The sequence below is a fragment of the Agromyces sp. Y575 genome (assembly GCF_059445445.1).
Genome location: NZ_JCAIUI010000001.1, coordinates 115,689 through 133,405, shown reverse-complemented (window position 1 = coordinate 133,405; position 17,717 = coordinate 115,689). Strand labels below are relative to the sequence as shown.

The window sequence follows — 17,717 nt, the reverse complement described above, 5'->3', positions numbered from 1 at the left end:
CGGGTTTCGGCGACCCGGAATCACCCCGCAGACTGATGCGGGCGCTCAGCGCGCCTCGCTACGCTCGAACGATGAACGAGCTCCTCGACTGGATCCTCGACACCGTCCAGGCCGTCGACCCGATCGCACGCACCCTGCTCGCCGGGCTCGGCATGCTGCTCGAGACTTCGGTGCTGATCGGCCTCATCGTACCCGGCGACACGATCGTGATCGTGGCGTCGACAGCCGTCGAAGGGCTCGGCGAGTACTTCGCCCTCACGATCACCGTCGTCATCGGCGCCCTCATCGGCGAGAGCATCGGATTCGCCCTCGGCCGCTGGTTCGGCCCGCATATCCATCGCTCGTGGGTCGGGCGCAAGATCGGCGACGAGAACTGGGATCGCGCCCAGCGCTATCTCGATCGCCGCGGCGGACCCGCGGTGTTCATCTCCCGCTTTCTCCCCGTCTTGCACTCGCTCATCCCGCTCACGGTCGGCATGAGCTCGATGCGCTACCGGCGCTTCATGGCCTGGACTCTCCCAGCGTGCGTCGTCTGGGCCTTCGCCTATGTCACCGTCGGCTGGCTGGCGGCGGGCAGCTACCGCGAGCTCAGCCGCGAATTGCATTGGGCCGGCTACCTGTTCGTCGGAGTCATCGCTGTATTCCTGTTCGCGGCTTGGGGTGTGAAGAAGCTCTTGGTGCGTTCCGAGTCGAAGCACATGGCTGCAGCGTCGACGGACGCGACGGCGCCCGTCGACGAGGAAGGGCCGGATGCCGCAGCATCCGACCCCTCGAATCTCGACGCGAATCGTTAGAAGAGGGCCTTCTCGGCCAGCCAGTTCTTCGCGATCTCGTCGGCCGATTGCTGTTCGTTCACGCTCAGCGAGTTGAGCGCGACGAGGTCTTCGGGGGTGAGCGCGGCGCTCACGGTGTTGAGCACCTCCGCGATCTCATCGGTCACCTTCTCGCTGACAACGGGCACGACGTTCGACGCCAGGAAGAGACCTTCAGGGTCTTCGAGGGTGACGAGGTCGTTGGCCTTGATGTTCGGGTCGGCGCTGTAGATGTTCACGAGCTGCACCTGGTTGTCGACGAGTGCCTTGAGCGTCAGCGGTCCACCGCTGTCTTCGATCGGCGTGAACCCGACCTCGACGCCGTAGACCTCTTTCAGCCCGTCGGGACCGTAGGGACGCGTCTCCAGCTCGGAGTTGCCGCCGAGCGTCAACGGAGTCGTCACCTTCGCGAGATCGGCCAGGCTCGTCACGCCGTTGGTCTCGGAGAACTCCTTGGTGACGTTGTACGAATCCTGATCCGTCGCCGGCGACTGGTCGAGCACCCGAAGGCCCTCGGGCAGCGAGGTTTCGAGCTCGGCGTAGACGTCGTCGCTCGTCGTGGCGGTGGTGTCGGGTACGTAGAACTGGAGGAGGTTGCCCGTGTACTCGGGGAAGACGTCGATCTCCCCGCTCTCGATCTCGGGGATGTACACCTCGCGCTGTCCGATGCGGAGCTGCCGATCGACCGTGTAGCCGTTCTCCTCGAGCGCCTGCGCGTAGATCTCGGCGATGATCTCGTTGGAGTAGTAGTCCTGCGAGCCGACGACGATCGTCTCAGACGAAGCGTCGCCGCCTCCCGATCCGCTGTCCAGCGGATCGCCCGACGCGCACCCTGCCAGGGCCACTGTCGCCCCGACCGCGACTGCTGCGAGGGCAGCGAGCCGGCCTTTTCCTTTTGTATTCATTCTCGATTCCCTTCGATGATGGGTTGCCCCACGACCGCTCGAGGCCGGGTCGGCCGCGAGCGGAGCTCTCTGGTTCGGGTCGCACGCACGCCGGCGGGCACCACGAGTCGTTGCGTGATCGCGAAGACGCCGTCGACGATGAGGGCGAGGAGGATGACGAGGATCGATCCGCCGAGCATCTCGGCATAGTCGCGCGTCTTCAACCCCGCGAAGATGAACCGGCCGAGTCCGTCATCGGCGATGTAGGCGGCGAGCGTCGCCGTCGCGATGATCTGCAGCGTCGCCGAGCGGATGCCACCAACGATGATCGGCATGCCGAGCGGCACCTCGACCTTGCCGACGAGCTGCGATTCGCGCATGCCCATGGCGCGCGCTGCGTCGATCGTGCGCCGGTCGACCGATTCGAAGCCGGCGTAGGCTCCGGCGAGCAACGGCGGCACGGCGAGGATGACGAGGGCGATGATCGGGGCCCCGAGGCCGATGCCGAGCCACAGACCGAAGAGCGTGAGCATGCCGAGGGTCGGCAATGCTCGGAGCCCGCCCGAGACCCTGACCGCGAGTTCCCGGCCCCGGCCGGTGTGTCCGATGAACGCTCCGATGGGGAGGGCGATCGCCGAAGCGATGACGAGCACGACGGCCGAGATCCACAGGTGCTCCCAGAGGCGCTGCGGGATGCTGCCGACTCCCACCCAATTGGCCGGGTCGAGGATCCAGGCGATGCCGTCGATGATGAGGTTCATGCGGCATCCGCCTGCTTCACGAGCGCTGCCGACGAGGCGCGCGACCTCGTCGTGTCGCTGCGCGACCACGGCATGAGCATCCGGCCGGCGACCACGCAGAGCCAGTCGAGCACGAGCGCGACCACGATCGTCGCGACGATGCCGGTGAAGATCTCGATCTGGATGCCTCGTTGGAATCCGTCGGTGAAGAGGGTGCCGAGGCTCCGCACGCCGATCACCGCTCCCACCGTCGCAAGGCTCACCGTGCTGACCACGACGACCCGAAGCCCCGACAGCAGCACGGGGCCGGCCAACGGCAGCTCGACGCCCCAGAACCGGCCTACCGGCGAATACCCGACCGCGGTGGCCGACTGGCGGATGTCGCGGTCGACCGAGTCGAACGCATCGGCCGAGGTGCGCACGATGACGGCGACACCGTAGAGCGTCAGGGCGATCACGAGGTTGACCGGCGAACGCAGCCCGAGACCGGTGAGCGCCGGCAGGGCGATGAAGAGCGCGAGCGATGGAATCGCGTAGAGCAGCGCACAGAGAGCGAGCAGCACCCCCCGCGACCATCGGTAGCGGTGCGCGAGCCAGCCGATCGGCACTGAGACCACGAAGCTCAGTATGATCGCCGGCACCGACAACGCGAGGTGCGTGAGCGTCAGCTCGCCGACCAGGTCGAGATTCGACCAGAGCCAGTTCACGAGGCGAGCACTCCAGCCGGGCGACCGTCGGCGTCGACGACGAGCCGGCGCCCATCGACCTCAGTCAGGTGCAGGGCACGTTTGCCACGATTCGCGCCGACGAAGTCCGCGACGAACTCGTCGGCCGGGTTCGCGAGGATCTCGGCCGGCGACGCCGCCTGCGAGATCTGGCCGCCGTGCTGCATGATCACGACCTGGTCGCCGAGGAGGAACGCCTCGTCGATGTCGTGCGTCACGAACACGACGGTCTTGCCGAGCTCCCCCTGCAGGCGCAGCAACTCCTGCTGCAGCTCGGCGCGCACGATCGGGTCGACCGCACCGAACGGCTCGTCCATCAGCAGAATGTTCGGGTCGACCGCGAGGCCGCGGGCGACGCCAACCCGCTGCTGCTGCCCACCCGAGAGCTGACTCGGGTACTTGTCGGCGAGCGAGCGATCGAGTCCGACCGTATCGAGCAGTTCGAGAGCATGCGCATGCGCCTCGCGCTTCTTCTCACCGCGCAGCAGCGGCACCGTCGCGACGTTGTCGATCACCTTGCGATGCGGCAGCAGACCGGAATTCTGCATGACGTAGCCGATGCCGCGGCGAAGCGAGACGGGGTCGAGGGTTGCGACATCCGTTCCGTCGATGAGCACCTGGCCCGAGGTCGGGTCGACCATTCGGTTGATCATCCGCAGAAGGGTCGTCTTGCCAGAGCCCGAGGACCCGACGAGCACCGTCGTCTTGCGCGGCGGGATGGCGATGTCCACTCCCGCCACCGCGACCGTACCGTCGGGGAACTGCTTCGTGACGCCCCGGAACTCGATCATGCTGTGCCTCATCCCCGGCCCGGCGTTCGCCCGGCACGGTTTCAAGCCAAACACCATTTCGGCGGAGAGGCAACGCACGCGCCCCGGGCAAGTCAGGCGGCGTTGCTGGAGGCGCGGGATTCTCCGAGGTGTTCGGCGAGGTAGTCGTGCACGAGGCGCTTCGCCTCGTTGAGGTAACGCTCGTCGCCGGCCGCCGCGCGCTCGAAGGCGCGGCTGATGAGCGCGTCGCCGAGTTCGATCGCCACACCGAGGCGGAATCGGAGCTCTGTCTGGTCGGCATCGCCGCCGAACTCGGCCTCGATCACCCGTGCCATGCGGTGGGCGAACTCGGGCTCGACATCGCCGTCGGCGGTCTCGCGCTGCGCCGCGTGCACGACGCTGAAACCGGGTTCGTCGCGGTACATCGCGGCACAGGCGTCGAGTGCGACGTCGACGACCTGCCACCAGCTTGCGAGTTCAGTACGTGCCAAGTCATCGGCGACCCGTTCCCGGAATCGTCGGATCGATCGCTCTCGCAGTGCGTGCAGCACCGCGACACGGTCGGGGAAATAGCGGTAGACCGTGCCGATCGACGCACCGGCACGCTCGGCGACCATCTGCGTGGTCAGCCGTTCGAAGCCCGACTCATCGACGATCTCGGCGGCGGCATCGAGCAGCGCATCGAGCCGCTGCGTACTGCGTCGCTGCGTCGGTTCGGTGCGGATCGAGCGCCTCCGGCTCGGATCGGCCCCCAGGATCAGGTCGACATTCGGCACGGAACCTCCTCAGTTGCGCGTCCACTCTACCGGGAGCCGCAGGCGCGCTCCGACCACCCGCGGCCCGTTTCGCGGCGCGACTCCCCCTCATGACAGACTGAGTGGATGCCGGCGAGTCCCCCCCTTCCGGCCGGATCTCGAGAGCGCCAGGTCCGGCATCGTGCTGCGCGCCTCGAAGACTGGGCCCACGACATCCGCGAACGCTGGGCCCGGCGTCGAGGACACGTTCCCACCGTGGTGCCCTACACCGGCTACGGCTCGACCGAGTGGGTGCGCGTGCTCTGCCGCGTCCTGCTCAGCCGCCCGGTCGACCCGAACGAACGGTCCAAGCGCCGCCGCCGCCGGGGCGAACAGGGCATTCGCGGATGGCGCAGCTTCACGAGCGTGCCCGTCGGCGACGTGCCCGTGGTCATCGAAGTCGCCGGCCAGCGCGTCGAGGTTCTGGCCGACCGCGGCGGGGTCGTCGACACGAAGGTGCCGGTGTCGCTCGAGCCGGGCTGGCATCGCGTGACTCTCCGCACCGAAGGATCCGAGGTCGTCGAAGCGCCCATCTGGATCGTCGGCCCCGATGTCGACTTCGGCATCATCTCCGATGTCGACGACACCGTGATGGTCACCGCGCTCCCCCGGCCGTTCGTTGCATTCTGGAACACCTTCGTGCTCGACGAGCACGCGCGCATCCCGACACCCGGCATGGCTGTGCTTTTCGAACGGCTCGTCAGGTCGCATCCGGGCTCGCCCGTCATCTATCTCTCGACAGGCGCTTGGAACGTCGCCCCGACGCTGACGCGGTTCCTGTCACGCAATCTCTATCCCGCGGGCCCGTTGCTGCTCACCGACTGGGGTCCGACGCACGACCGCTGGTTCCGAAGCGGCCGTGAGCACAAAGAGCTCAACCTGCGACGCCTCGCCGAAGAGTTCCCCGACATGCGCTGGCTGCTGATCGGCGACGACGGCCAGCATGATGAAGAGCTCTATGAGCGTTTCGCTGCAGAGCATCCCGGCCGGGTGGCCGCCATCGCGATCCGGCGTCTCTCGAAGGGCGAGGCCGTGCTCGCGGGCGGTCGCACAAAGGGTGAACAGCACGCGGCGGGTGTGCCGTGGGTGTCGGCGAGCGACGGCTCGACGATCGCCGACCAGCTCGCGGAGATCGGCGTGCTCTAGTGCAGTGACCCGCGGTGCCTAGACGCGTGCAGCGAGGGAACTCCGGCGGTCACGTACGAACCTCGCGAGCCCGCGATTCACCTGACGCGCCCAGAGCGGCCCACGGTAGATGAACGCCGAATAGCCCTGCACCAGGGTGGCGCCGGCATCCAGACGGTCTTGCACGTCGGTCGCGGTCTCGACACCGCCGACAGAGACGACGCAGAGTTCAGCAGGCACCTGCCCGCGAATGAGCCGCAGCACCTCGAGCGAGCGGGCCGCGAGCGGGGCGCCCGAGAGCCCTCCTGCCCCGATGGCCTCGATGACGGATGCCGCGGCGCGCAGGCCCTCGCGCGAGATCGTCGTGTTCGTCGCGATGATGCCGTCGAGTCCGAGGCGTTGCACGAGCTCGCAGATGCGCACGATCTCCGAGTCGGCGAGGTCGGGAGCGATCTTGACGAGCAGCGGCGTCGCCCCTGAGGCCGCACGCACCGATTCGAGCAGCGGGGCGAGCGAGTCGATCTCCTGCAGGCCGCGAAGGCCGGGGGTGTTCGGCGAGCTGACATTGACCACGAGATAGTCGGCGAACGGCGCGAGCACCCGGGCGCTCCGTTCGTAGTCCGCGACGGCGTCTTCGACCTCGGTGACCCGACTCTTGCCGATGTTCACGCCCAGGACCGGGCGGTCGCGACGGCGTGACAGCCGCGAGAGACGGCCCGCCGCGGCATCCGCACCGCCGTTGTTGAAGCCCATGCGATTCACGAGCGCGCGATCGCCGACGAGGCGGAAGAGCCTCGGCCGAGGGTTGCCGGGCTGTGCGATCGAGGTGATGGTGCCGACCTCGACGTGCCCGAATCCCAGCTGCCCGAGCCCCCGCACGGCGAGGCCGTCTTTGTCGAAGCCGGCCGCGACGCCGAACGGCGATGGGAATCTGAGGCCGAGCGTCTCGACGACGAGCGAGGGATCGGGCGCGGTCACCCGCTCGACGAGTTTTCCGAACCCCAGCGTCGGCAGCGCACGGATTACCCGGAATGCGAGGTGATGGGCGTCTTCAGGGTCCATGCGAGACAGGAAGACGGAGAAGAGAAGTCGATACATGCCGCACTCAGGTTATCGGAGTGCGAGCACGCGACCCGACGTCACTCGACGGGTCGGGCCGGAAGCCGGCCGTGCTCTTCGCGAAGCTGTTCGATCGCGGATTCGAAATCGTCGAGCGAGTCGAAGGCCTGGTAGACGCTCGCGAATCGGAGGTACGCAACCTCGTCGAGCTCACGCAGTGGGGGCAGGATCGCGAGGCCGATATCGTTCGCCTCGAGCTGCGACGCGCCCGTCGAGCGGATGGTCTCCTCGACCTTCTGCGCGAGTACCGCGAGATCGGAATCCGTCACCGGACGCCCCTGGCAGGCCTTCCGCACGCCGAGCACGACCTTCTCTCGACTGAACGGCTCGACGACGCCGGAACGTTTGATGACGACGAGGCTCGCGGTCTCGGTGGTCGAGAACCGGCGTCCGCACTCGGGGCACTGGCGTCGGCGTCTGATCGAGAGCCCGTCGTCGCTCGTGCGCGAGTCGATGACGCGGGAATCCGGGTGGCGGCAGAACGGACAATACATGGTGCTCCAAGCCTAGCGGCGGTGGTTCGCACGTGTTCGCCGCTGGGCCGCCGGCCCTCGAACGTCAGCGCGCTCGTGTCATCGTTCGAAGCGAGCAGTGATCGCTTCCCCGTGCGCCGGAAGGTCTTCCTCCGTCGAGAGTGCGGCGATGACGGGAGCGACTGCGCGAAGTGCCGTCTCGTCGTACCGCACGATCTGCTGCGGCCGCAGGAACGTCGCCGCCGAGAGTCCCGACGCATACCGTGCCTGACCGCCGGTCGGCAGCACGTGATTCGAGCCGGCCGCGTAGTCACCGAGGCTGACGGGTGAGAACGCCCCCACGAAGATCGCGCCTGCGTTCTCGATGCGTGCGAGCGTCGCATCCGCATCGCGCACCTGGATCTCGAGGTGCTCGGGGCCGAAGGCGTTCGCGAAGTCGGCGGCCTGCTCGAGATCATCGACGAGCACGACTGCCGACTGCGCACCGTCGATCGCCTGGCGCACGCGCACGCTGTGTCTGGTGGCGTTCGCCCGGGCCTCGAGGCGTTCGCTCACGCGCGCCGCGAACTCGGGTGAGTCGGTCACCAGTACGGCTGCTGCGAGCTCGTCGTGCTCTGCCTGGCTCAGGAGGTCGGCCGCCACGAAATCAGCGTCGGCGCTCTCGTCGGCGATGACGAGGATGTCGGTGGGGCCGGCCTCTGCGTCGATGCCGGTGACCCCCTGCACGAGTCGTTTGGCCGCTGCCACGTAGACGTTGCCGGGCCCCGTGACGCGCTGCACGGGCTCGAGGCCGATGCCCTCGACGCCGTACGCGAACGCGCCGATCGCCCCGGCGCCGCCCATCGCATAGACCTCGGTGATGCCGAGGAGCGCCGCGATACCGACGATCGTCGGATGGATGCGTCCACCGAACTCGGACTGGGGCGGCGAGGCGAGCGCGATCGAGCGCACTCCGGCGACCTGTGCCGGCACGACGTTCATGATCACGCTCGACGGGTAGACCGCTTTGCCGCCCGGCACGTAGAGACCCACGCGGGCGACGGGCTGCCAGCGCTGCTCGATGACGGCACCGGCCGCGAGCTCGGTCGTCTGCGGTGCCGGCACCTGCGCCGCGCTCGCTGCGCGCACGCGATCGATCGTCTGGAGCGCGGCCGAGCGGATCTCGGGGGCGAGCCCATCGAGCGTTGCGGCGAGTTCAGCTGCGGGCACGCGCACCGCTGCCGGACGAACGCCGTCGAACCGCTCTGCCTGGTCGAGCAGTGCCGTCTCGCCGTGCTCGCGCACCTCGTCGATGATCGAGCGAGTGGCGTCGAGCGCGGCGGACACATCGGTCGCCGATCTCGGTACGAGGGCGAGCAGGCCCGCCGGAGTCGGTCGGGTGCCACGGAGATCGATGGTGCGCAACATGATGTCTCAAGAATACCGACGTGTCGTGACCGGCTCCATGCTCACCTCACACGAGGCAGTTCGGGCCGAGCAGGCTCTTCAGCTCGCCGTACAGGTCAGCGGTCACCTTGACCGGGTACTGTCCGACCTCGAAGACACGACCGACGCGACCCTTCGTCAGCGTGATCCGAACCTCGGTCTCCCCATGATGACGTACGAGCACTTCTCGGAGCGCCTCTGTCGTCTCTTGCGTCGCCCGTTGGTCGGGCAGCGTGATCTTCACGATGCCCGAATCTTCGTCTTGACCGATCTCGGGCGTCAACACACTGTAGGCATGCAGGTTCATACCGTCGTCACGCATGCTGACGCGCCCGCGCACGACCACGATCGAATCGGCCTGCAGGCCGGGAGCGAACTCCTGGTAGGCCTTGCCCATGAACATCACCGTGATCTCGCCCGAGAAGTCTTCGACCGTGATCATGCCGTATTGGTTGCCCGAGGCCTTCGCGATGCGGTGCTGAACGCTCGTGACGAGACCCGCGACCGTGACGGTGTCGGCATCCTGCGTCGAATCCGAGGTCACCAGATCGGTGATGGTGGTCGACGCATGCTTCGCGAGTGGAGCTTCGAGTCCCGCAAGCGGGTGGTCGGACACGTAGAGCCCCAGCATCTCGCGCTCGAAGGCCAGCTTCTGCTTCTTCGGCCATTCGGGACGCGCGGGCACGAGCGACGGCGCGGCATCCCGCTCGTCGTCGTCGAAGAGGCTGTCGAAGTCGAAGCCGAAGTCGCCGACCTCCTCGGCACGCTTCTCTTTCACGACCGACTCGACAGCGCCCTCGTGGATCTCGACGAGCGAGCGACGTGTGTGTCCGAGCGAGTCGAACGCGCCCGCCTTCGCGAGCGACTCGACCGTGCGCTTGTTCGCCACCGGCAGCGGCGACTTCTTCAGGAAGTCGTGGAAAGACTCGAACCGGCCCTTCGTCTCGCGTGCGCTGCGGATCGCTTCGACCACGTTGAAACCGACGTTCCGGACCGCGCCGAGTCCGAAGCGGATGTCTTCACCAACGGCGGCGAAGTATCCGATCGACTCGTTGACGTCGGGCGGAAGCACCTTGATGCCCATGCGCCGGCACTCGTTGAGGTAGAGGGCGAGCTTGTCGCGCGCATCACCGACACTCGTGAGCAGTGCCGCCATGTACTCGGCCGGGTAGTGCGCCTTGAGGTACGCCGTCCAATAGCTCAGCACGCCGTAGGCGGCCGAGTGGGCCTTGTTGAAGGCGTAGTCCGAGAACGGGAGGAGAATCTCCCAGAGCTTCTGGATTGCGGCATCGGAATAGCCGTTGGCCTTCATGCCTCCCGAGAAGCCCGCGTACTGCTTGTCGAGCTCGGACTTCTTCTTCTTGCCCATCGCGCGGCGCAGGATGTCGGCCTGACCGAGCGAGAACCCGGCGACCTTCTGCGCGATCGCCATGACCTGCTCCTGATAGATGATCAGGCCGTAGCTCGTGTCGAGGATCTCTCGGAGCGACTCTTCGAACTCGGGGTGGATCGGGGTGATCTCTTGCAGGTCGTTCTTTCGCAGCGCGTAGTTGATGTGCGAATTCGCGCCCATGGGCCCCGGACGGTAGAGCGCGATGACGGCGGAGATGTCTTCGAAGTTGTCGGGCTTCATCTGGCGCAGGAGCGACCGCATCGGACCGCCGTCGAGCTGGAACACCCCGAGCGTGTCGCCCCTCGCCAACAGGTCGTAAGCGCCTTGGTCGTCGAGCGCGAGGTCTTCGAGCACCGGGCGGTGCCCACGGTTGGCCTCGATGTTGTCGAGGGCGTCGTCGATGATCGTGAGGTTGCGCAGCCCCAGGAAGTCCATCTTGATGAGGCCGAGGGCTTCGCATGCAGGGTAGTCGAACTGCGTGACGATCTGGCCGTCTTGCTCGCGCTTCATGATCGGGATGATGTCGACGAGCGGATCGCTCGACATGATCACGCCGGCCGCGTGGACGCCCCACTGGCGCTTCAGGTTCTCGAGGCCGAGTGCCGTCTCGAAGACGGTCTTCGCCTCGGGATCGGTCTCGACGATCGCCCGAATATCAGAGGCCTCTTTGTACCGCGGGTGCTTCGTATCGAAGATGCCGGTGAGCGGGATGTCTTTGCCCATGACCGCGGGCGGCATCGCCTTCGTGAGCTTCTCGCCCATCGAGAATGGGAAGCCGAGCACGCGGCCCGAGTCTTTGAGCGCCTGCTTCGCCTTGATCGTGCCGTACGTCACGATCTGCGCGACACGCTCGTCGCCGTACTTCTCGGTCACGTACTTGATGACCTCGCCACGACGACGCTCGTCGAAGTCGACGTCGAAGTCGGGCATCGATACACGATCGGGGTTCAGGAACCGCTCGAAGATCAGGCCGTGCTGCAGGGGGTCGAGGTCGGTGATGCGCATCGCGTACGCCGCCATCGAGCCGGCACCCGAACCTCGGCCCGGGCCGACGCGAATGCCGTTGTTCTTCGACCAGTTGATGAAGTCGGCGACGACGAGGAAGTAGCCGGGGAAGCCCATCTGAAGGATGACGCCGACCTCGTAGTCGGCCTGTGTGCGTACCTCGGCGGGGATGCCGTTCGGGTAGCGCACGGCCAGCCCGCGATCGATCTCCTTGACGAACCAGGTGTCTTCGCTCTCCCCGTCGGGCACCGGGAAACGCGGCATGTAGTTGGCGTTGGTGTTGAACTGCACGTCGCAACGCTCGGCGATGAGCAGGGTGTTGTCGCACGCCTCGGGGAAGTCGCGGAAGACGTGCCGCATTTCGGCCGCGGTCTTCAGGTAGAACTCGTCGGTGTCGAACTTGAACCGGTTGGGGTCGTCGAGGGTCGAGCCCGATTGCACGCAGAGCAGGGCCGCGTGGCTCTTCGCGTCGGCGGCGTTCGTGTAGTGCAGGTCGTTCGTGGCGACGAGCGGCAGGCCCAGGTCTTTCGCGAGCCGGTGCAGGTCTTCCATGATGCGGCGTTCGATGCCGAGGCCGTGGTCCATGATCTCGGCGAAGTAGTTCTCTTTGCCGAAGATGTCGCGGAAGTCGGATGCCGCCTTCACCGCTTCGTTGTACTGGCCGAGTCGCAGCCGGGTCTGCACTTCACCCGACGGGCATCCGGTCGTCGCGATGAGTCCCTTCGAATATGTCGACAGCAGCTCGCGGTCCATGCGCGGCTTGAAGTAGTAGCCCTCGATCGACGCGCGGCTCGAGAGACGGAAGAGGTTGTGCATGCCCTCTGTCGTCTCCGACAACAACGTCATGTGCGTGTAGGCACCCGAGCCCGAGACGTCGTCGCCACCGCCGCTGCCCCACCTGATGCGTGTCTTGTCGCCGCGCGCCGTGCCCGGCGTGATGTAGGCCTCGGTACCGATGATCGGCTTGATGCCGGCGTCGGTCGCCTGCTTCCAGAAGTCGTAGGCGCCGAACACGTTGCCGTGGTCGGTGATCGCAACGGCGGGCATGTCCTCGTTCTTCGCCGCTTGGATGAGCTCCCCCACCCGGGCTGCACCGTCGAGCATCGAGTACTCGCTGTGCACATGCAGGTGGGCGAAGGAATCGGCGGCCACTGGGCTCCTCATCGTGTATGGCGAGTGTGTTTCGGGGGTCCTTGAAGTCTACGGCGACCGGGTGACGCCTGGCCCAGGTCGACCGCGCGTCAGTCCCCGCGCAGCACGTCGAGCGCGTGTGCGAGGTCGGCCGGGTACTCCGACACGAAGGTCGTCCATTCACCGCTGCCGACGTGCACGAACGCGAGTTGCTTCGCGTGCAGCCATTGCCGCTCGAGGCCGAGCCGGGCAGACAACGTCGGGTCGGCGCCGTACATCGAGTCGCCCGCGCACGGGTGACGCTGGGCAGCCATGTGCACACGGATCTGGTGCGTGCGGCCCGTCTCGAGATGCACCTCGAGCAGCGACGCGTACGGGAACGCCTCGATCGTCTCGTAGTGGGTCACCGCGTGCTTGCCGTCGGCGGTCACCGCGAACTTCCACTCCGAGCGGGGGTGCCGGCCGACTGGCGCGTCGATCGTGCCGGCGAGCGGATCAGGATGGCCCTGCACGATCGTGTGATAGATCTTCTCGACCTCGCGGTCGTGGAACTGTCGCTTCAGGTCGGTGTATGCGCGCTCCGACTTGGCGACGACCATGAGCCCGCTCGTGCCCGCGTCGAGGCGGTGCACGACTCCTTGGCGTTCGGGTGCACCGGAAGTGGAGATGCGGAATCCGGCGGCGGCCAGCGCTCCGACGACGGTCGGCCCGGCCCACCCGACCGAGGGGTGCGCTGCGACTCCCGCCGGCTTGTCGACGACGACGAGGTCGTCATCGTCATGGATGATGCCGAGGTCGGGAACCGCGATCGGTTCGATCGTGAGACCGCGCGGCTCCTCCCAACTCACCTCGAGCCAGGCGCCGGCGCGCAGGCGGTCGGATTTGTCGACGGATGCCCCGTCGAGGCTCACTCCGCCACGGGACGCGATCTCCGCGGCCAGTGTGCGCGAGAACCCGAGGAGCTTTGCGAGGCCCGCGTCGACGCGCGAACCCTCGAGGCCGTCGGGAACAGGGAAGGAACGGTGCTCCATCAGGCGCCGTGGGCGGCTTCGCGCAGCCCGGCATCGCCCTCGCCTGCGGTCGCCTCCGGCGTAGCCGGTGCCGTCTCGGCGGCCTTGGATTCGCGCGGTTGACGCGAGCCGTCGAGGCCGATGCCGCGAATCGTCAGGATCATGAAGAGCACCATGCTCGACACGATCGCCATGTCGGCGACGTTGTAGATGGCCGGGATGAGCCACGGCGTCGAGATGAAGTCGATCACGTGCCCGAGGCCGAAGGACGGCTCCCGGAAGAGCCGGTCGGTCAGATTCCCGAGCACGCCACCGAGGAGGAGTCCGAACACGACGGCCCAAGCGACCGAGCGGATGCGCCGTGCGAACCACACGATGAAGGTGATGACCCCCGCGGCCAGGATCGTGAAGATCCACGTCATGCCGCTCGCAAACGAGAACGCGGCACCGGGGTTGCGCACGAACTGCCATTGCAACAGCGTTCCCAGCACGGGCACGATCTCACCTTCGGTGAGGTTCGTGACGACGAGGAACTTGCTCAACTGGTCGAGGCCGTACGCCGCGATTGCGGCGCCGGCCACGACGAGGAGTGCTGTGGTTGAGCCGACCTTGACGGCCCGCTCAGCCTCCAAAGCCCTGGAAGGTCGGTGCGGGCTGCTCAGCGGGCAAGCCCGCGGGAGCGGAGAAGCCCTGGTTGCCCGACGCCTGCACCGGGGCCGCCGTGTCGAGCTCGCGAAGCTGGCCCTCGATGTAGTTCTTCAGCTTCGCCCGGTAGTCGCGCTCGAACAGGCGAAGCTCGTCGACGCGCTTTTCGAGCGCCACGCGCTCCTGGTCGAGCACGCCGATCTGGGCGCGCTGCTTCGCTTCGGCCTCGGCGACGACTCGCGCAGCAGTCGCGTGACCCTCGGCGATGAGCGCGTCACGCTTCTCGATACCCTCGCGCACGTGTTCCTCGTGCAGCCGGCGGGCCAGCTGCAGGAGGTTCGTGGTGCTCGTCTGCTCGTCGAAGTCCGATTGCGGAGCTGCGGGCTGCTGCATCTGCACCGCGACGGTGGGAGGCGGCGCAGCCGGCGCGGCGTACACCGCGGGTGTCGGCGCCGAGGCAGCCGGCGCCTTCGACGCATCCGCAGCACGGGCCTCGGCCGCTGCCAGCCGCTGCCGCAGCTCTTCGTTCTCGCTGGTCAGTCGACGAAGCTCGACCACGACCTCGTCGAGGAAATCGTCGACCTCATCTTGGTCGTACCCCTCCCGGAACTTCGTCGCCTGGAAGCGCTTGTTGACCACATCTTCCGGAGTTAGCGCCATGGCTTTCCACCCTCAAATCTGTCGAACTGTTCGATCACGTTCAGCTAACGGTAGCAAAGACATCCTCGGAGTCGTGAGTGCCGATCATCTCGACCTCATGCTCGGAGGAGATCATCAGCCGGGCACGGCCGCTGCCTGTGCCAATAGTGACACCACGGTCATCGCCACGATCACCACGAGCATAGCCAGACTCCAGCCCAGATCGAGTGCGATCTGGCCGATGCGAATCGGCGGCACGAGCCGCCGGAAGAAGCGCACCAACGGATCGGTGAGGCTGTAGAGGAGCTCCACGACCACGAGCCATGCGCCTCTCGGGCGCCACGACCTGTTGAAGGTGCGCACCAGATCCAGCACGAACCGCCCCCACATCACGAAGAAGTAGATGAGCAGCAGCGCGTAGAGGATGTTCCAAACGACGACGAGAGCACCCACGGGGCGCTACGCGTGCGTGAAGAACGACGCGTCGACGTCGCCTTCGCTCTCGCCGGTCTCCCCCGAGACGACCACGTGGGCGGGCGAGAGCAGGAACACCTTGCTCGTGACGCGCTCGATCTTGCCGTAGAGGCCCTGTGAGAGGCCGCTGGCGAAGTCGATGAGACGCCGAGCGTCGGCATCCGACATCTGCGAGAGGTTGATGATCACCGGTACTCCCTCGCGGAAGGACTCGGCGATCACTTGCGCGTCACGGTATTGACGCGGGTGGACGGTCAGGATCTCGTTCATCTCCGCCTGCGGTGTGCTCGGTTGGACATGGTTCTTGCGCAGCGGTGTGACCGCCGCGCCGGTCCGCGGTGCAGGCGCCGCGGTCACGACCGGTGTCACCGGCGCGGGCGCGTGTGCCTGCTGGGTCTCCTCTTCGAGCTCTTCATCGGCGAGTCCGAGGTAGACCATGGTCTTCTTGAGCGGGTTCGACATCGCTGCCTCCGTCTGTGTTCCGTCTCTTCGAGGTTAACCGGCGACCGGCCGATTCCCGGTGATTGCCGTTCCGATTCTCAGGTGTGTCGCACCCTCCATGATCGCGTCGCGAAAATCGTGCGACATCCCCATGGACAGATCTCTCGCAGTGGGCTCCAACGACTGCACGAGTTCGGAGAACTCTCGCACGCGCGCGAACGCGGGCCGCGCAGGCTCGCCGAGTGGGGCGACCGCCATGAGCCCTCGAAGCCGGAGCCCCGGCGCACCGAGCACCCGCTCGACGAGCGACTCGAGCGCATCGGGGGCGACGCCGCCCCGGCCGGGGTCATCGGTCAGGTTCACCTGCACGAAGCAGTCGACGGATGCCTCGTCGGAACGGAGCCCGTCGACGAGCGCAGCGCGGTCGACCGAGTGGATCGCCGAAGCGTATCCACGCACCTGCTTGGCCTTCTTGCTCTGCAACTGGCCGATGAAATGCCAGCGCAGGTCGAGACTCGCGAGCTCGGCGGCCTTGGCTTGCGCTTCCTGATGGCGGTTCTCACCGAAATCGTGCACCCCGAGCGCCGCGAGCTCGGCGACGAGTGTCGCAGGCTGGAACTTGGTGACGACGATGGTCGTCACCTCGCTCGCGTCACGAGCGGCGTCGGCCGCGGCATCCGCGATTCGCCCGGTCACCTCGACCAGGCGCCCGGCGAGCGTGTCAGCGCCCGCCGCGGCGCTCCGGCCGTGGATGTTGCTCACTTCAGGAAGTCGGGGATGTCGAGGTCGTCGTCATCGGTGTCGAACGCGGGGTCGGAGACGATCTGGTCTGCCGTGCTCGACTCGACCTCACCCCAGTTGGCTGTCTCGACCAGTTCGTCGATGTCGATCTCGGCGATCACATCGGCTGCTTCGCTCGAGATGCCCCCGCCTCCGACAGCTGCACCGACTGTTGCCGGCATGAAGTTCGTGCGCCGCGCCTCGACGGGCTTCGCTCCCGGTTCGCCGCCGTCGAAGCCCGCCGCGATGACGGTGACCCGCACCTCGTCGCCGAGCGTGTCGTCGATGACGGCACCGAAGATGATGTTGGCCTCGGGGTGCACGGCCTCTTGCACGAGTCGTGCAGCGTCGTTGATCTCGAAGATACCGAGGTTCGATCCGCCCTGGATCGAGAGCAGCACACCGTGCGCGCCGTCGATCGATGCTTCGAGCAGTGGGCTCGCGACGGCGAGCTCCGCGGCCTTGATGGCACGATCGGCCCCCCTCGACGATCCGATGCCCATGAGCGCGGAGCCCGCACCCTGCATGACCGACTTGACGTCGGCGAAGTCGAGGTTGATGAGGCCCGGCGTGGTGATCAGGTCGGTGATGCCCTGCACACCGGCGAGGAGCACCTGGTCGGCCGTCGCGAACGCCTCGAGCATCGAGATTCCGCGGTCGCTGATCTCGAGCAGCCGGTCGTTCGGCACCACGATGAGGGTGTCGACCTCTTCCTTCAGGCGTGCGACACCCTGTTCGGCCTGCGTCTGGCGTCGCTTGCCCTCGAAGCCGAACGGCTTCGTGACGACACCGATGGTGAGCGCGCCGATGGACTTCGCGATGCGAGCGACGACAGGCGCACCACCCGTGCCCGTGCCGCCGCCTTCGCCCGCGGTGACGAAGACCATGTCGGCGCCCGCGAGCGCCTCCTCGATCTCTTCCGCGTGGTCTTCGGCGGCGCGTCGGCCGACCTCGGGGTCTGCGCCCGCGCCGAGGCCACGCGTGAGGTCGCGCCCCACGTCGAGCTTGACGTCAGCATCCGACATGAGCAGTGCTTGCGCGTCGGTGTTGATCGCGATGAACTCGACTCCGCGGAGGCCGAGTTCGATCATGCGGTTGACGGCGTTGACACCGCCGCCGCCGATGCCGACGACCTTGATGACGGCGAGGTAGTTCTGGTTTGTCGACATGACCGGCCTTCCGTGCGAACTCTGAACCTCTAGTCGAAGGTTAAAGTTTTGCTGAGTATGCAATTCCTGAAATTGACGGTAGGTGCCCGGCCTACCCTCCTGCGCAAGGCGCGCCCGCGTGTCGCGAACCGCGTCCCGGATCAGCCCGAAAACAGCCTCGCAG

At 66.9% G+C, this 17,717-nt stretch carries 18 protein-coding genes; 2 read left to right on the top strand and 16 right to left on the bottom strand.

Features of this window, described 5'->3' with window-relative positions:
• Window positions 1-71: 71 nt before the first annotated feature.
• On the top strand, window positions 72-794 hold the full coding sequence (locus AC1C2U_RS00690; protein ID WP_495359802.1) for a DedA family protein: 723 nt from the start codon (window positions 72-74) through the stop codon (window positions 792-794).
• Here AC1C2U_RS00690 and AC1C2U_RS00685 read toward each other — a convergent pair.
• The 5 genes from AC1C2U_RS00685 to AC1C2U_RS00665 all read right to left on the bottom strand — a co-directional run bounded on the left by AC1C2U_RS00685 (window position 791) and on the right by AC1C2U_RS00665 (window position 4,707).
• Complete coding sequence (locus tag AC1C2U_RS00685) at window positions 791-1,717, bottom strand: ABC transporter substrate-binding protein (RefSeq protein ID WP_495359801.1); 927 nt, start codon at window positions 1,715-1,717, stop codon at window positions 791-793. The genes AC1C2U_RS00690 and AC1C2U_RS00685 overlap by 4 nt on opposite strands.
• Complete coding sequence (locus AC1C2U_RS00680) at window positions 1,714-2,457, bottom strand: ABC transporter permease (protein ID WP_495359800.1); 744 nt, start codon at window positions 2,455-2,457, stop codon at window positions 1,714-1,716. The genes AC1C2U_RS00685 and AC1C2U_RS00680 overlap by 4 nt, the downstream gene beginning before the upstream one ends.
• The gene (locus AC1C2U_RS00675) at window positions 2,454-3,143 is read right to left on the bottom strand and encodes an ABC transporter permease (RefSeq protein WP_495359799.1); all 690 of its coding nucleotides are present in this window, start codon (window positions 3,141-3,143) and stop codon (window positions 2,454-2,456) included. Before AC1C2U_RS00675 ends, AC1C2U_RS00680 begins: the two co-directional genes overlap by 4 nt.
• Window positions 3,140-3,952, bottom strand: a complete 813-nt coding sequence (locus tag AC1C2U_RS00670; protein WP_495359798.1) for an ABC transporter ATP-binding protein — start codon at window positions 3,950-3,952, stop codon at window positions 3,140-3,142. The genes AC1C2U_RS00675 and AC1C2U_RS00670 overlap by 4 nt, the downstream gene beginning before the upstream one ends.
• A 92-nt stretch (window positions 3,953-4,044) precedes the next feature.
• Window positions 4,045-4,707 (bottom strand): TetR/AcrR family transcriptional regulator, encoded by a 663-nt coding sequence (locus AC1C2U_RS00665; RefSeq protein WP_495359797.1) that lies wholly within the window; start codon window positions 4,705-4,707, stop codon window positions 4,045-4,047.
• A gap of 105 nt (window positions 4,708-4,812) precedes the next feature.
• Here AC1C2U_RS00665 and AC1C2U_RS00660 point away from each other — a divergent pair, with 105 nt between their 5' ends.
• The gene (locus AC1C2U_RS00660) at window positions 4,813-5,871 is read left to right on the top strand and encodes an App1 family protein phosphatidate phosphatase (RefSeq protein WP_495359796.1); all 1,059 of its coding nucleotides are present in this window, start codon (window positions 4,813-4,815) and stop codon (window positions 5,869-5,871) included.
• Window positions 5,872-5,889: 18 nt separating this feature from the next.
• Here AC1C2U_RS00660 and AC1C2U_RS00655 read toward each other — a convergent pair whose 3' ends face one another.
• The 11 genes from AC1C2U_RS00655 to ftsZ form a co-directional block, all read right to left on the bottom strand.
• A complete protein-coding gene (locus tag AC1C2U_RS00655; protein WP_495359795.1) occupies window positions 5,890-6,948 on the bottom strand; it encodes a quinone-dependent dihydroorotate dehydrogenase in 1,059 nt (352 codons plus the stop codon).
• Window positions 6,949-6,989: 41 nt separating this feature from the next.
• A complete protein-coding gene (nrdR, locus tag AC1C2U_RS00650) occupies window positions 6,990-7,463 on the bottom strand; it encodes a transcriptional regulator NrdR (RefSeq protein ID WP_495359794.1) in 474 nt (157 codons plus the stop codon).
• 78 nt (window positions 7,464-7,541) lie between these two features.
• Window positions 7,542-8,849, bottom strand: coding sequence for a histidinol dehydrogenase (gene hisD, locus AC1C2U_RS00645; RefSeq protein ID WP_495359793.1), 1,308 nt, complete (start codon window positions 8,847-8,849; stop codon window positions 7,542-7,544).
• A gap of 46 nt (window positions 8,850-8,895) precedes the next feature.
• On the bottom strand, window positions 8,896-12,429 hold the full coding sequence (gene dnaE / locus AC1C2U_RS00640; protein ID WP_495359792.1) for a DNA polymerase III subunit alpha: 3,534 nt from the start codon (window positions 12,427-12,429) through the stop codon (window positions 8,896-8,898).
• 77 nt (window positions 12,430-12,506) lie between these two features.
• Window positions 12,507-13,427, bottom strand: a complete 921-nt coding sequence (locus AC1C2U_RS00635) for an RluA family pseudouridine synthase (RefSeq protein WP_495359791.1) — start codon at window positions 13,425-13,427, stop codon at window positions 12,507-12,509.
• Entirely contained in the window at window positions 13,427-14,038 is a 612-nt protein-coding gene (gene lspA / locus AC1C2U_RS00630; RefSeq protein ID WP_495359790.1) for a signal peptidase II, read from the bottom strand. The genes AC1C2U_RS00635 and lspA overlap by 1 nt, the downstream gene beginning before the upstream one ends.
• The gene (locus AC1C2U_RS00625) at window positions 14,028-14,711 is read right to left on the bottom strand and encodes a DivIVA domain-containing protein (protein ID WP_495359789.1); all 684 of its coding nucleotides are present in this window, start codon (window positions 14,709-14,711) and stop codon (window positions 14,028-14,030) included. Before AC1C2U_RS00625 ends, lspA begins: the two co-directional genes overlap by 11 nt.
• 114 nt (window positions 14,712-14,825) lie before the next feature.
• Window positions 14,826-15,143, bottom strand: a complete 318-nt coding sequence (locus AC1C2U_RS00620; RefSeq protein ID WP_495359788.1) for a YggT family protein — start codon at window positions 15,141-15,143, stop codon at window positions 14,826-14,828.
• Between the two features lie 6 nt (window positions 15,144-15,149).
• A complete protein-coding gene (locus AC1C2U_RS00615; RefSeq protein ID WP_495359787.1) occupies window positions 15,150-15,626 on the bottom strand; it encodes a cell division protein SepF in 477 nt (158 codons plus the stop codon).
• 33 nt (window positions 15,627-15,659) lie between these two features.
• On the bottom strand, window positions 15,660-16,367 hold the full coding sequence (locus tag AC1C2U_RS00610) for a YggS family pyridoxal phosphate-dependent enzyme (RefSeq protein WP_495359786.1): 708 nt from the start codon (window positions 16,365-16,367) through the stop codon (window positions 15,660-15,662).
• Window positions 16,364-17,554, bottom strand: a complete 1,191-nt coding sequence (gene ftsZ, locus AC1C2U_RS00605) for a cell division protein FtsZ (RefSeq protein ID WP_495359785.1) — start codon at window positions 17,552-17,554, stop codon at window positions 16,364-16,366. The genes AC1C2U_RS00610 and ftsZ overlap by 4 nt, the downstream gene beginning before the upstream one ends.
• Window positions 17,555-17,717: the final 163 nt, after the last annotated feature.

What these genes read in the sequence shown, in the direction of transcription:
- AC1C2U_RS00690 (WP_495359802.1), top strand. Translation starts at nt 72, where the DNA reads ATGAACGAGCTCCTCGACTGGATCCTCGACACCGTCCAGGCCGTCGAC.
- AC1C2U_RS00685 (WP_495359801.1), bottom strand. Translation starts at nt 1,717, where the DNA reads ATGAATACAAAAGGAAAAGGCCGGCTCGCTGCCCTCGCAGCAGTCGCG.
- AC1C2U_RS00680 (WP_495359800.1), bottom strand. Translation starts at nt 2,457, where the DNA reads ATGAACCTCATCATCGACGGCATCGCCTGGATCCTCGACCCGGCCAAT.
- AC1C2U_RS00670 (WP_495359798.1), bottom strand. Translation starts at nt 3,952, where the DNA reads ATGATCGAGTTCCGGGGCGTCACGAAGCAGTTCCCCGACGGTACGGTC.
- AC1C2U_RS00660 (WP_495359796.1), top strand. Translation starts at nt 4,813, where the DNA reads ATGCCGGCGAGTCCCCCCCTTCCGGCCGGATCTCGAGAGCGCCAGGTC.
- AC1C2U_RS00655 (WP_495359795.1), bottom strand. Translation starts at nt 6,948, where the DNA reads ATGTATCGACTTCTCTTCTCCGTCTTCCTGTCTCGCATGGACCCTGAA.
- nrdR (WP_495359794.1), bottom strand. Translation starts at nt 7,463, where the DNA reads ATGTATTGTCCGTTCTGCCGCCACCCGGATTCCCGCGTCATCGACTCG.
- hisD (WP_495359793.1), bottom strand. Translation starts at nt 8,849, where the DNA reads ATGTTGCGCACCATCGATCTCCGTGGCACCCGACCGACTCCGGCGGGC.
- dnaE (WP_495359792.1), bottom strand. Translation starts at nt 12,429, where the DNA reads ATGAGGAGCCCAGTGGCCGCCGATTCCTTCGCCCACCTGCATGTGCAC.
- AC1C2U_RS00635 (WP_495359791.1), bottom strand. Translation starts at nt 13,427, where the DNA reads ATGGAGCACCGTTCCTTCCCTGTTCCCGACGGCCTCGAGGGTTCGCGC.
- AC1C2U_RS00625 (WP_495359789.1), bottom strand. Translation starts at nt 14,711, where the DNA reads ATGGCGCTAACTCCGGAAGATGTGGTCAACAAGCGCTTCCAGGCGACG.
- AC1C2U_RS00615 (WP_495359787.1), bottom strand. Translation starts at nt 15,626, where the DNA reads ATGTCGAACCCGCTCAAGAAGACCATGGTCTACCTCGGACTCGCCGAT.
- ftsZ (WP_495359785.1), bottom strand. Translation starts at nt 17,554, where the DNA reads ATGTCGACAAACCAGAACTACCTCGCCGTCATCAAGGTCGTCGGCATC.